The organism is Nautilia lithotrophica (assembly GCF_054656815.1).
Genome location: NZ_BAAHXN010000001.1, coordinates 213555 through 226038, shown reverse-complemented (window position 1 = coordinate 226038; position 12484 = coordinate 213555). Strand labels below are relative to the sequence as shown.

Below are 12484 nucleotides of genomic sequence, written 5' to 3'. Positions count from 1 at the left end.
ATTCTTTTGTAAAAAAAATTTTAAAAATAAAAAAAAATTTTTTATTTTTTTTTTGGAACAATGATTTCATGGGATTAAATGAAGAGTTTTAGTAATTACAATATTTATCATTATATTTTCATTTTGTAATAACAAAAAGGCTTATTTAATAATAACTGCAATAACCCTTCTGTTTTTCATTCTACCTTTTGCGGTTTTATTTGAAGCAATAGGATGTGTTCCACTTTCACCTTTGTAACTTAATCTTTTTTTGTCAATACCCAGCTTGATTAATTCTTGATAAACTATTTTAGCTCTTTTTTCGGATAATTTAAGATTATATTTTTTATTGCCTTTATTATCAGTGAAACCGATAATAGTAGCTTTATATTTTGGATGTTTTTTTAAATAATCTGCAAAAGTTTTTATTTTTGGTATATATTTTTTTTGTAAAGTGGCACTTCCGGATTTAAAAATAATATTAAAATTAAATGTTTCAAATTTGTGATGAAAAGTGTGTTGTTTTTTGATTTCAATATGAGATTTTGTAGCAGTATTATTTGTCGCAAATAATATTCCTACAGCAACAAAGGAAATAAGTAATTTTTTCATAAATTCTCCTTATTTTTAATTTTAGAATGTAATTGTATTTTTATAAAACAGCATTTAATGTAAAATAAATAATTTTTCTTAAAATTTTGTTTTTTTTCCTTTATTTTAGGCAATTATGAGCAATGTTATATATTTACAAAAAAATAATTATTGTTTAATATTCCGTAGTTATACAAGGAGGGATTATGAAAAAAATGATAACTTTCAGAATGAATGAAGATGTGGTTGTGCTAATTGAAGAGCTTGCGAAAGAATATGAAACTACAAAAGTGCATATAGTTGAAAACGCAGTAAAAACTTATGCTAATTTTAAAAAATTTCATAATAAAGATTTGCTTAAATTTTTAGGTAAAATCGATAAGAACGATGTAAAAAAAATTAAGGCTTTGTTATGAAAATGATTGTTGATGCAGCTGTGGTGCTCGATTTTTTGATTGGTAAAGACAAGGTGGTTTCGAAATTTAAACTTGCCGAAGAACTTTTTGTAACAATATTTGATTATTCTTTATTAATTGCAGGTGTTTATAAAACGCAAAATATAAATCATAATCTTTATATTGTAAAAGAATTCATCAAACAAAATATGGAAATTTTGTATTTCGAAAAAAAAGAAGCTATGGCATACGCCAAACTTAAAATCGATTACCCTGATATTGATGATATAATTTTAATGAAAGCATCAATAATACAAACAAATTCTTTACCTTTTTTTACATATAACAGCATATATGAAAAAATTAAAAAAATAAAACTATTAAAGGACTGAATTGACTGCAAAATTATGGGGGATTGCGGGGGCGGCATTTTTGAGTCTTTCCTTTATACCCAGCATTTCGATTCTTTTTACAATAATGGGACTGATTTGTTTAGGTTTGGGATTAAGTTTGTTGGATGAAAGCAAATCTTTTAATTATTTTTTGATTGCTTCAATAATTACTTTCATAAGTTCTATGCTTTTTTATTTCAAAATAGTTGCGGTTATGACGAGTATAGTTATTGGTTTGTTTTCAAATAATCCTGTTGTTCCGATTGGTTTTAGTATTTTCATTTATTTTTTAGTTTATTATGTTTTACAGATTGTTGGTGCCATGTATTTTAAAAATAGCTTTTACGTTTTAGGGGAAAAATATAACAACAAATATTTAAAAACTGGCGGTAACTTTTTGATTGCCGGTGCGGTATTGAATATATTTTTTATAGGGCTTTTTTTATGGGTGGTAGGATGGCTTTTAATTTTTTTGGGATTTTTTACTCTTGAAGAGATTGTTGAAGCTGAAATAATAGAAGAGGAAAAACTGCTGGAAAATTAAACTTTTTCCCATACAGTTCCGTTTGGGGTGTCCTGGATTTGAATTCCCATTGAAGTAAGTTCGTCTCTTATTTTATCGGCAAGTTCGAAGTTTTTCTCTTTTTTGGCTTCGCTTCTTTTTTCAATAAGTTCGTTTATTTTTGCTTTTGTTTCTTCATCTATTCCTGCCTGGAAATATTCGTATGCGTCACTTCCGCCGATACCTAAAAGTTCGTCTATAAATTCAATATTGCTTAAAATTTTCTGTTTTAAAACTTTGTCTTTTGGGTTTTTGTCAAGTGCTTCGTTTACTTCTTTTACAAACTCGTCAACTACGGCAAGGGCTTTTGAAATATTTAAATCGTCACTCATAGCCTCAAGCAGTTTGCTTTCAAATTCAGGGTCTTTTTGTTTTTTGGTTAACCCGTAAATTCTTTTTTTTAGTCTATATAATTTATCAAGCCTTTTTTTACTTGCAATAAGATCTTCTTCACTGAAATTAAGAGGAGCTCTATAGTGTGTGCTCATTAAATAAAATCTTAAAACCTCGCCCGGATAGTGTTTAAGTGCGTCTTTTATAAAAAAGCTGTTTCCAAGTGATTTACTCATTTTTTCGCCGTTTATCTGAACGAACCCGTTATGCATCCAATATTTTGCCAAGTGCTCTCCGTATGCGCAGTAAGTCTGGGCTTCTTCATTTTCGTGATGAGGGAAAAAGAGATCCGCCCCGCCTCCATGAATATCTATTTCGTATTCGCTGTTATCGTAAGCGATATGTTTTTTAATCATTGCACTACATTCTATATGCCATCCGGGTCTTCCGGGTCCAAAAGGCGAGTCAAAACATACGTCTTCTTCACCTTTACATGCTTTCCAAAGGGCAAAGTCCGCCGGGTTTCTTTTCCCTTCCGTATCCACCCTGTGAACGACCTCATCGTCCTGACATTTATTTGAAAGATGACAATACTCATTATCTTTGCTTACGTCAAAATAGATATCGCCGTTTGGTAATTGATAAGCATACCCTTTATCAAGCAGGTTTTGGATTAGATCAAACATAGCCTCAAGCGATTCGGTCGCTTTTGGTTCGATATCGGCCCTTTTTACGTTAAGTGCATCCATATCCCTTAAATACGAATCAATGTAATATTCGGTTATTTCTTTTAGGCTTTTGCCCGTTTGATTCATTTTGTTTATGATTTTATCATCAATATCAGTGAAATTTTTAACAAAAGTCACTTTGTATCCAAGCTTTTCAAGCGTGCGTCTTAACAAATCGAAGCTTATTGAACTTCTTGCGTGTCCAAGATGTGCATCATCATATACGGTAGGTCCGCATACATAGATTCTTGCCTCGCCTTCCTTAATTGGCTGAAATTCAACCTTTTTCTTTAAATGTGAATCATAAATAGTCATAGGACTCCTTTATATTATAAAAAATATTATTTGTTTGAAAATAACTGCCAAAATTATACTTATTAATATAACCAAAATCATATAAAAAATATACTTTTTTTCAAAAAATTTAACAAATTCGCTAAAACCAAACTCTTTTAATGTAAGAAAAAATAAAACCATACCCCCAATACTGCTTGCAAGGGCGAGTCCATAAACTTTTAGCGGAAAAATTAAAGCTACGGAAAATATGATGTTTATAAAAAGGGATATAGCTGAAATTTTCGCAGCTTTAAGATGTTTATGGGTGGCATAAAGATAACTTGAAAACAACTTGTTTAATCCGTAAGGAATAAGACCTATCATATACATTATCAGAACAATTGAAGTATAATTTGTGTCTTTAGCAGTAAAAGCGCCGTGTTCAAAAAGTAATTTAATAATCTCTTTACTTGCAATTACAGCTACAATAGTTGCAATAATTAACAGATAAAACAGCACCCAAAAAATTTTTTTCATGCTTTCAAAGGCTTCTTTTTCTTTTCCTTCATTCAGATTTTTTGTAATTTTAGGAAACAGAACCGTTGAAGTGGCTATTGCAAAAAGTGCGAAAGGAAGTTGAAAAAGTCTGTTTGCATAGTATAGATAACTTATACTTCCGCTCATTAAGAAAGTCGCAAGCCAAGTATCAATAAAAGCGCTAATTTGTGCCGTTGAATTTCCCAGGATTGATGGTAAAAAGTGCTTTTTGAAAGTTGAAATATCAGCTTTTTTATTGCTCTTCGCACCAACACATAAAAGTTTGAGAATTTTATATTTTTTAGCGGCTATCAAATGGGCGACAACCTGAGCAATCCCTCCTATAATTACACCAAAACTTAAATACCAGATTATTTTTTCTTTTGGCAGGTTCATGGAAATAAGTAACGTAATTATTAAGGATATGTTTAAAAGAGCAGTAGAGAATGCAGTAGTTGCAAAATGTTTTTTGTATTGAAGAAGACTGGCTAAAAAAGTAACTATAAATATTAAATCCAAATACCAAAAATTTAGAGCTATGAGTGGCGAAGCGATTTTTTTCGCTTCTTCACTAAATCCGGAAGCAAGTATATTTGTTACCAAATTGGAAAAGAGGGTTACAAATAGCGAGAAAATAAGTATAATTATAAATAACTTTTTAAATACAAGCCATGTAAAACGCGGTTTGTATTTCGCTTTTGCAAAACTTGGCAAAAAGCTTTGTGTAAAGGCACCTTCGGCGAAGATTCGCCTAAAAAGGTTTGGAAATTTGAATGCAACGAAAAAAATATCCGAATATACATTTGCGCCAAGTATAGAAGCACTTAACAAATCACGTATGAATCCAAGGATTCTGGAATTAAAAATTCCTAAAAAATTAATAATTATTGATTTAAACATAAGCGTATTTTACCAAAAGGAAGAGATTGGGACTATTTGATTTTTTAAAAAAAGAAGAAAAAACTCAAAAAAAAGAAACACTGCCGTTAATAGTAAGAACTGAAAACGTTAATGAAGCCCTTTTAAAGATTTCCGCAAGTAACAATATACCTCTGTCTTCTCTTGATTTTGAAATATTAGATTTTACTACATATATAAAAATAGGAAATAGTGAATTTGTTGAACTTGATGAAGAGAGTAGAGAACTTGTTCAAATGGAAGATTTTCTGATAAACGAAGAAAATGAAATCAAGCAAGTTTATGAAGTGGAAATAAAAAGAGCAGATTTTAGCGATGATTTTGAATTAATTGGTGAAGTAAAAGTTAATAGGTTTTTAACTCATGCCGTATATATCGTAAAACCCGAATCACTTATCGTCTATAAACCAGGAATTGAAAAAAAAATTAAAAATGAACTAAATAAGAAGAAAATTAGAAATTCAATGCTAATAGAGCTTTTTGATGAAAAAATGAATCAAGATATTGAAAAAGTAGTTGCAAAAATTAGAGTGTTGGGGCAACTGGAAGAAAATGAAGAAATAGAACTATGTAAAGGTATTGACCCGATTGAAAATATTGAGGGTAAAGTCATTTATCATTATCTCAAAAAAAGAGAAAACATAAAAAACGAACTGATTTTCCCAGTAAAAAAGGGTGATGTTTTAATAGAGATAATTAAACCTCAACAAGGAAGAAACGGAAGGGACTGCAGAGGGAAAATTATCAAAATACCAAACGTTGCGGAGTTCAATGTTCCTTCCATCAGTGTAAATCCACAGGAAATTAAAAAAGAAGAAGATGATAAAAAAATCGTATACATTGCACTAAAAGACGGATATATTTATAAAGAGGGTGACTCATATACAATTAAAGATGAAATGGAAGTAAAACAGATAAACTTGCAAACCGGAAATGTAAGCGGTGCCAAAGACGCACACGTAAAACTTGATGTTAAAGAAAGCGATGCATTAAAAGAAGCAATAGCAGATAATATGATAGTTGAAACGACAATCCTTATAGTTCGAGGTAATGTCGGAAAATCAGCAAAAATAAACGCGCAGGAATTAACAATTGAAGGTCAGACCCATCAAAAAGCCAAAATTTATGCGGATAAAGCTTTTATAAACGTGCATAAAGGGTATATTGAAGGAAAAGAGATAGAAATAAATAGACTTGAAAGCGGAATTGTAAAAGGTAAAAAAGTTAAAATCAATCAAGCAATAGGCGGAAAAGTAATAGCTGAAGAAGTTGAGTTTGAAATTATGGGTTCACATGTAGAAGTGTATGCTTTAAAAGAAATTAAAATAAAGAAATTAAAAGGCAGTGAAAATAAACTAATAATTTCACCTCTTGAAGTTTTGGGCTTAAATGCTGATGCAGATAAACTCGAAAAAGAAATTGAAGAAATCAACAGAAATATTCAAATAAAAACTAAAGAATATAACAAAAGAAAAGAGATACTTTTAAAAAACAAACCGACTATTGAAAAATTCATGCAGACATACAAAGAAAACAAGAAAAAAGGTGTAAAAACTTCAGCGGTAATACTCAAAAAAATAAAAGAATTTAATGAATTTAAAGATAAAACTCTTGAACTTAAAAATGAAATTTTCTTATTGCAAAAAGATTTACAAGAATTACACGAAACATTGCAAAACTTCCAAACGGCAATATTTAATGCAAAAATTATTTCCTATTCACCATGGACGGCATATAACAGAATTGAGTTTGATATGGTGGAACCGCCGGTAAAACTTACTTATGATACTAAAGGAAACGAAGGTGTATGTGGGTTTAAATTAAAAGATTACGGCGATGCGTTTAAAATCGTAAAAATAAAGGTAAAAGATGATAGCGGCACTGAAGGGTAAAATATTTGAAAAGGAAAGCGGTAAAATTCTGCTTGATGTAAATGACGTAATTTACGAACTGAATGTCAGTATGATTACGTTTTCTTCCGTAAATGAAAAAGGGCTTTTTTATATTACGGAAATAATTAAAGAAAACGAATACACTTTATACGGATTTACCGATAAAAACGAAAAAAAACTTTTTGATTCTTTAATTAAATTAAACGGAGTGGGTCCGAAAGTCGCACTTGCAATATGTTCCACATATACCCCTCAGACTTTTATGGAAATAATTGCAAATCATGATATTAACGCCCTTAAAAAAATACCGGGGATAGGGCCGAAAAGTGCTAAGAGGATTTTAATGGAAATGGGTGAATTTGAAGTTGTGTTTGAAGAGCAAAACCCTGTATTCAACCAGGCATTAAGCGCGCTTGAGAGTTTAGGATTTAATAAAAACGATATTGTGAAAGCATTAAACGGAATAGAGAGTAATAATCTTGAAGAGACGATAAAACTTGCATTAAAAAAATTGAGTAAGGATGTAAAATGACATTTGCTTTAATATTTGGTGGTAATAGTTTCGAGCATGAGATATCCATAGTAAGTGCGATTACATTAAAAGAAAAAATCAAAAAACATAATCTTTCGTTTATATATATCGACCAGTTCAGAAATATGTATTTAATTGAAAAAAAGAATATGAAAAGCAGATATTTTGCGAGCGGAGAATATAAAAATTCGCAAAAAATCGAATTTGTAAAAAACGGCTTTAAATATGTTAAAGGGTTCTTAAAGAAAGAATATTATGTTAACTTTGATGTGGCAATCAACCTGATCCACGGCAAAGACGGGGAAGACGGAAAACTGCCGGGATTACTCGAGTTTTATTCGATAAATGCAATAACACCCAATGTGGAAGCAAGTGTTATAAGTTACAATAAAGTTCTGACTAAAATGTATGCCAAAGAAACAGGCATAGATATAGTTGAATATGAAATCATAACCGAAGCAAAAACAAAATTTGATTTTCCGGTTATTGTAAAGCCTGCAAGGCTCGGCAGCAGTATAGGTGTGAGTGTTGCAAGAAACCAGGATGAATTTGATTACGCTTTTGACGTGGCGAGAGAATTTGATGATTTGATAATTGTAGAACCTTTTATTGAAGGGATAGAAGAATACAACCTTGCCGGATTTTGCTCAAAAGAAGGGTTTACATTTAGTAAAATAGAAAAAGTTGAGAAAAAAGAGTTTTTGGATTTTGAAAAAAAATATATGGATTTCAGCAGGAAAGAGACAAAATTTCCTGAAATTGAAGAGAGTTTGAAAATAAAATTACAAGAAACGTTTAAAAAAATATACGGAAATATGTTTAAAAACGCACTGATTAGATGTGATTTTTTTGTAAAAGATGGGGTAGTGTATTTGAACGAAATAAATCCCGTTCCTGGAAGCCTTGCGAATTATCTTTTTGATGATTTTGATCAGATTCTTGAAAAACTTGCCGAAAGTGTCGAAAATGAAAAACTCATACCTGTAAACTTCGAATACATCAATAAAATTCAAATGGCTAAGGGAAAATAAATGACTTACAGATTTATAATAAGCGGAAAAGTGCAAGGGGTTTGGTATAGAAAATTTGTAAGTGAAAATGCGAAAAAAGCTGGTTTTAAGGGATATGTAAGAAATTTGCCCGATACAAGGGTCGAAGCAGTTGCTGAAATAGAAAATGAAGAAAAATTAAAAGAATTTTTGGAAATTTTAAAAAAAGGCTCATCATACAGCGATGTGAAAAATATAGAGTTTGAACAGATAGAAGATATGAAATTTAATGATTTTGAAATAAGGTATTAAGTATGTTTGATTTGGTTGTTAATTTTATTACAGCATATGTTTTAGGTTACTATATTATAACCGCATTACAATGGTATAATTATAAAATTAATAGGATACTTTTTCATTTCCATAAACCTCTTTGGCATCTTCTGTATTTCGTGGTGCCTGTAGTCACTTATATCGCCGCATATAGGTTTTTTTGGATATATCTGTTTTTCGGGCTGATTCCTTCTCTGTTTTTATGGGTAAAAAGGGTAAAAGCTCTTGTCGTAACGGACAGGGTAAAAAGGTTTTTTGTTTATGTGGGGCTTTTTGAAACGCTGAATCTTTTGTTGTTAAACAAATATCATTACAACCCGGGAATAGGGGTTTTGTTTGTAATAATCGCAGCCGTTTTGGCGTCTGAAATAACGGAATATATTTTATTTGTCAAATACAAAAATCTCGCCAAAAATAGACTTAAAAAAATCAATCCCAAAATCGTCGCCATTACCGCCAGTTACGGAAAAACATCCATAAAAAACTTTTTATATCAGTTGTTAAAAGATAATTTCAGGGTTTACAAAACCCCAAGAAGCGTCAATACGTTAAAAGGTATAGTTAAAGATATAAATGTAGATTTGCCAGAAAATATTGAAATATACATTGCGGAGGCGGGCGCGAGAGAGAAGGGTGATATTCTCGAAATTGTGGAATTTTTAGAAAACGAATATTCGATTTTAGGAAAAATTGGCCCGCAGCATATCGAATATTTTAAAACGCTCGAAAACATCAAAAACACAAAACTTGAAATATTTAAAACGCCTAAACTTAAAAAAGGTTTCTCTTACGAAGTGCCTTATAACGAAAAAGTGGAAGTTATCAAAGATAAAATAAAAAACATAAAAGCTTCACTTGAGGGAATAAAGTGGGAAATTGAAATAGAGAATAAATCATATCCGTTTGAATGTAAACTTTTGGGCGGATTTAATGCCGTAAACGTAACACTTGCCGTTTTTCAGGCGTTGGAATTTGGACTTAGTATTGAAGAACTGCAGCAAAAAGTGCTAAAATTGGAATCGATTCCTCACAGACTTCAAAAGATTGAAGTAGGGGGTAAAATCATAATTGATGATAGTTTTAACGGAAATCTGGAAGGAATGATTGCTTCATATGACTTGGTAAAAGAATATCAGGGCAGAAAAATACTGGTAACACCGGGAATTGTCGAAGCAACGGACGAACAAAACATAAAACTTGCAAAAAAAATTGACGAAGTATTTGATTTGGTGATTTTAACAGGAAATGTAAATAAAAAAATTTTATGTGAAAATATAATAAATACTGATAAAATCATATTAAACAATAAAAAAGACCTGGAAAAAATTCTGGCGGAAAATACAAAAGCGGGTGATCTGATTCTGTTTAGCAATGATGCTCCGGAATATCTGTAAGGAGAAAGAAAATGGATAGTTTTATGAATGCCTTTTTTAATCTGACAATGCCGCTTAGCGAGCATATTGATTATACGATAATTGCTACGGCAATAATCGTATTGGTGCTCTCTTTTATACCCAAAACCGATTTAATAGTTGAAAAAATTACCAAATTTTTTATGATTTTGGCAGTTATTTCACTTATTGTTTTGACTTTGATTGTAAGTTACGACGTAATTGTCAGAAAGCTTTTTCACGGGGGAAGCATAGCACTTCAGGAGCTTGAATGGCATCTTTTTGATTTGACGTTTCTATTTGCAATTGCTTACACTTTAAGCCATGATAAACACGTAAGGGTTGATATTTTTTATGACAGGTTTTCAGTAAAAACAAAAGCCGTTATTCAGATAATTACTATTCTCTTTTTCGTAATTCCGCTTGCCACTTTAATCGTTGCAGAAGCGATACCTTTTATTCAAATGAGTTATTCCATGCATGAACAATCCGGTGATCCGGGTGGGCTTTGCTGCAGATGGATTATAAAAAGTGCGATGATGTTCGGTTTTTTTGTTGTTCTTCTGCAGTCCGTATCAGAGCTTAAAAAAGCGTATTATAAATTAAAACACTCAAAAGGTAATTAATGACAGGGATAATTTTATTTATTGTTGCGTTTATATTATTAATGGTTGGGATTCCGGTTGCATTTGCTTTTGGTGCAAGCGCTATTTTTGCCGCTTTGATAGATCCGAATCTTGGGCTTGACGTATTCGGGCTTCTGCCATACAGGGTTTATGGAATTATGCAAAACTTTACGCTGATGGCAGTTCCCCTTTTTATATTTATGGGATTTATACTTGAAAAAAGTAAAATTGCCGAAAATATGCTTGAATCAATAGGCGAACTTTTCGGACCAGTAAGAGGCGGTCTTGCGATTGCCATAGTGATAGTCGGTGCCATTTTGGCCGCATCTACCGGAATAGTGGGGGCGAGTGTGGTTATGATGACTATTATTTCACTGCCGATTATGCTTAAACACGGCTATTCCCCAAGACTTGCCGGCGGTGTAATTGCTGCAAGTGGGACGCTTGGGCAGCTTATTCCACCAAGTATCGTTTTAATTATTTTGGGTGCGGTAATGAATATAAGTGTGGGGGATCTGTTTAAAGCCGCTATAATTCCGGGACTTATAATAGTAGGACTTTATATTATCTATATTTTGATAGTTTCATTTTTAAAGCCGGAAGTTGCACCTGCAATTAAAACCGACAAACCATATTCCAAAATACTTTTTCAGGCTTTAAAATCCCTTGTTGCTCCTTTTATACTTATTGCTATTGTTTTAGGAAGTATTTTTGCAGGGTTTGCAACACCTACGGAATCAGCCGCAATAGGCGCACTCGGTTCGATTATTCTTACATTTTTTTACAGAACGTTTAATATGGAACTTTTAAGATACGCTACCGTTGAAACGGTAAAAATTACTGCCATGATATTTATGATTTTAATCGGTGCTACGGCTTTTTCGCTTGTATTTAACGAATCGGGGGCAGGGGATATTGTTACTACCTTCTTTACCGATTCCATTTCAAATCGGTATGTATTTATAGCCATCACAATGGTTTTAATTTTTATTTTGGGATTCTTTATTGATTTTATCGAAATTACATTTATTGTAATTCCTATACTGCTTCCGATTGTTCAGGAATTCGGAATAGATCCTTTATGGTTTGCGCTTTTAATAGCAATAAACCTTCAAACTTCATTTTTAACGCCGCCTTTTGGGTTTAGTCTGTTTTATTTAAAAGGTGCCGCGGGTGATAAAATACAGACAAAAGATCTGTATATAGGTATTATTCCGTTTATTTTGATACAGATATTAACGCTTTTAATAGTTATTTTTATACCTAAACTCGTTTATATTTTAGTTAACTGATGGTTTATATAGGAACAAGCGGGTATTTTTATAAAAACTGGGTAGGGGATTTTTACCCTGTCGCACTTAAAACTCATCAGTTTTTTGATTATTACGCAAAGAATTTTAACTCTTTGGAACTTAACTCCACATTTTACAGATTTCCTAAAGTAACCACAATTAAATCATGGAAATACAGACTTAAACATTTTGAAAACTTTAAAATTTCAATCAAAGCAAACAGAGAAATTACACATAAGGCCAGATTAAAAAATTTGGATGAATTAAGAGAGTTTTTGTCAGTAATAAAAAATCTGGATATTTATCTCGGTGCGGTTTTATTTCAGCTTCCTCCGTCTTTAAAATATGACATAGGACTTCTTATAAATTTTACGCGTGCACTTGATGATGATTTGAAATATGCGATAGAGTTTAGAAACAGCTCGTGGTATAGGCTCGAAACATACACGCACCTTAAAGATAAAAACATTGCTGTAGTATGGCACGATTACAATCAGGAGATCGATTTTACACAGACAGCCGACTTTATATATGTAAGACTGCACGGAACGCAGGGAAAATATAAAGGAAACTATAGCAATGAATTTATGCTTGAACTTAAAAACAGGATAAAAGACAATGAAAGCTATATTTATTTTAACAATACGGATGACAACAGCGCATTTAAAGACGCGTTAAGACTAAAAGACGTATTTGAAAAATAAAATTTAGAGAATAT

General features: G+C 31.6%; 15 protein-coding genes. 12 read left to right on the top strand and 3 right to left on the bottom strand.

The features are described from left to right. Window positions 1-141 precede the first annotated feature (141 nt). A complete protein-coding gene (locus tag ACYQ19_RS01160; RefSeq protein ID WP_459977528.1) occupies window positions 142-591 on the bottom strand; it encodes an OmpA family protein in 450 nt (149 codons plus the stop codon). Between the two features lie 185 nt (window positions 592-776). Here ACYQ19_RS01160 and ACYQ19_RS01155 point away from each other — a divergent pair, with 185 nt between their 5' ends. From ACYQ19_RS01155 to ACYQ19_RS01145, 3 genes are read left to right on the top strand one after another with little or no spacing between them, the layout of a single operon-like run. Next, complete coding sequence (locus tag ACYQ19_RS01155; protein WP_459977526.1) at window positions 777-986, top strand: hypothetical protein; 210 nt, start codon at window positions 777-779, stop codon at window positions 984-986. Then, window positions 983-1357 carry a PIN domain-containing protein gene (locus ACYQ19_RS01150; RefSeq protein ID WP_459977524.1) on the top strand — a complete coding sequence of 125 codons (375 nt, stop codon included), beginning with the start codon at window positions 983-985 and terminating at the stop codon, window positions 1355-1357. The genes ACYQ19_RS01155 and ACYQ19_RS01150 overlap by 4 nt, the downstream gene beginning before the upstream one ends. Window position 1358: 1 nt before the next feature. Next, the gene (locus ACYQ19_RS01145; protein WP_459977522.1) at window positions 1359-1901 is read left to right on the top strand and encodes a DUF996 domain-containing protein; all 543 of its coding nucleotides are present in this window, start codon (window positions 1359-1361) and stop codon (window positions 1899-1901) included. On the opposite strand, the gene cysS is transcribed toward ACYQ19_RS01145, so the two are convergent. Together cysS and murJ are read right to left on the bottom strand one after the other, a co-directional pair. Further along, window positions 1898-3295 carry a cysteine--tRNA ligase gene (cysS, locus tag ACYQ19_RS01140; protein WP_459977520.1) on the bottom strand — a complete coding sequence of 466 codons (1398 nt, stop codon included), beginning with the start codon at window positions 3293-3295 and terminating at the stop codon, window positions 1898-1900. The genes ACYQ19_RS01145 and cysS overlap by 4 nt on opposite strands. Before the next feature lie 9 nt (window positions 3296-3304). Then, entirely contained in the window at window positions 3305-4633 is a 1329-nt protein-coding gene (murJ, locus tag ACYQ19_RS01135; protein ID WP_459978231.1) for a murein biosynthesis integral membrane protein MurJ, read from the bottom strand. Between murJ and ACYQ19_RS01130 the strand changes: the two genes are divergently transcribed. From ACYQ19_RS01130 to ACYQ19_RS01090, 9 genes are read left to right on the top strand one after another with little or no spacing between them, the layout of a single operon-like run. Continuing rightward, a complete protein-coding gene (locus tag ACYQ19_RS01130; RefSeq protein ID WP_459978240.1) occupies window positions 4563-4733 on the top strand; it encodes a hypothetical protein in 171 nt (56 codons plus the stop codon). The genes murJ and ACYQ19_RS01130 overlap by 71 nt on opposite strands. After that, window positions 4720-6603, top strand: a complete 1884-nt coding sequence (locus tag ACYQ19_RS01125; RefSeq protein WP_459977518.1) for a flagellar assembly protein A — start codon at window positions 4720-4722, stop codon at window positions 6601-6603. Before ACYQ19_RS01130 ends, ACYQ19_RS01125 begins: the two co-directional genes overlap by 14 nt. Further along, window positions 6581-7135 (top strand): Holliday junction branch migration protein RuvA, encoded by a 555-nt coding sequence (gene ruvA, locus ACYQ19_RS01120; protein WP_459977516.1) that lies wholly within the window; start codon window positions 6581-6583, stop codon window positions 7133-7135. The genes ACYQ19_RS01125 and ruvA overlap by 23 nt, the downstream gene beginning before the upstream one ends. After that, entirely contained in the window at window positions 7132-8166 is a 1035-nt protein-coding gene (locus ACYQ19_RS01115) for a D-alanine--D-alanine ligase (protein ID WP_459977514.1), read from the top strand. Before ruvA ends, ACYQ19_RS01115 begins: the two co-directional genes overlap by 4 nt. After that, complete coding sequence (locus ACYQ19_RS01110) at window positions 8167-8436, top strand: acylphosphatase (RefSeq protein ID WP_459977512.1); 270 nt, start codon at window positions 8167-8169, stop codon at window positions 8434-8436. It abuts the gene before it with no gap. A gap of 2 nt (window positions 8437-8438) precedes the next feature. Further along, window positions 8439-9851: a Mur ligase family protein gene (locus tag ACYQ19_RS01105; protein WP_459977510.1), complete on the top strand. Its 1413-nt coding sequence runs from the start codon at window positions 8439-8441 to the stop codon at window positions 9849-9851. A gap of 11 nt (window positions 9852-9862) precedes the next feature. After that, window positions 9863-10474, top strand: a complete 612-nt coding sequence (locus tag ACYQ19_RS01100; protein WP_459977508.1) for a TRAP transporter small permease subunit — start codon at window positions 9863-9865, stop codon at window positions 10472-10474. Beyond that, window positions 10474-11766, top strand: coding sequence for a TRAP transporter large permease (locus ACYQ19_RS01095; RefSeq protein ID WP_459977506.1), 1293 nt, complete (start codon window positions 10474-10476; stop codon window positions 11764-11766). The genes ACYQ19_RS01100 and ACYQ19_RS01095 overlap by 1 nt, the downstream gene beginning before the upstream one ends. Next, complete coding sequence (locus ACYQ19_RS01090) at window positions 11766-12470, top strand: DUF72 domain-containing protein (RefSeq protein ID WP_459977504.1); 705 nt, start codon at window positions 11766-11768, stop codon at window positions 12468-12470. The genes ACYQ19_RS01095 and ACYQ19_RS01090 overlap by 1 nt, the downstream gene beginning before the upstream one ends. Window positions 12471-12484: the final 14 nt, after the last annotated feature.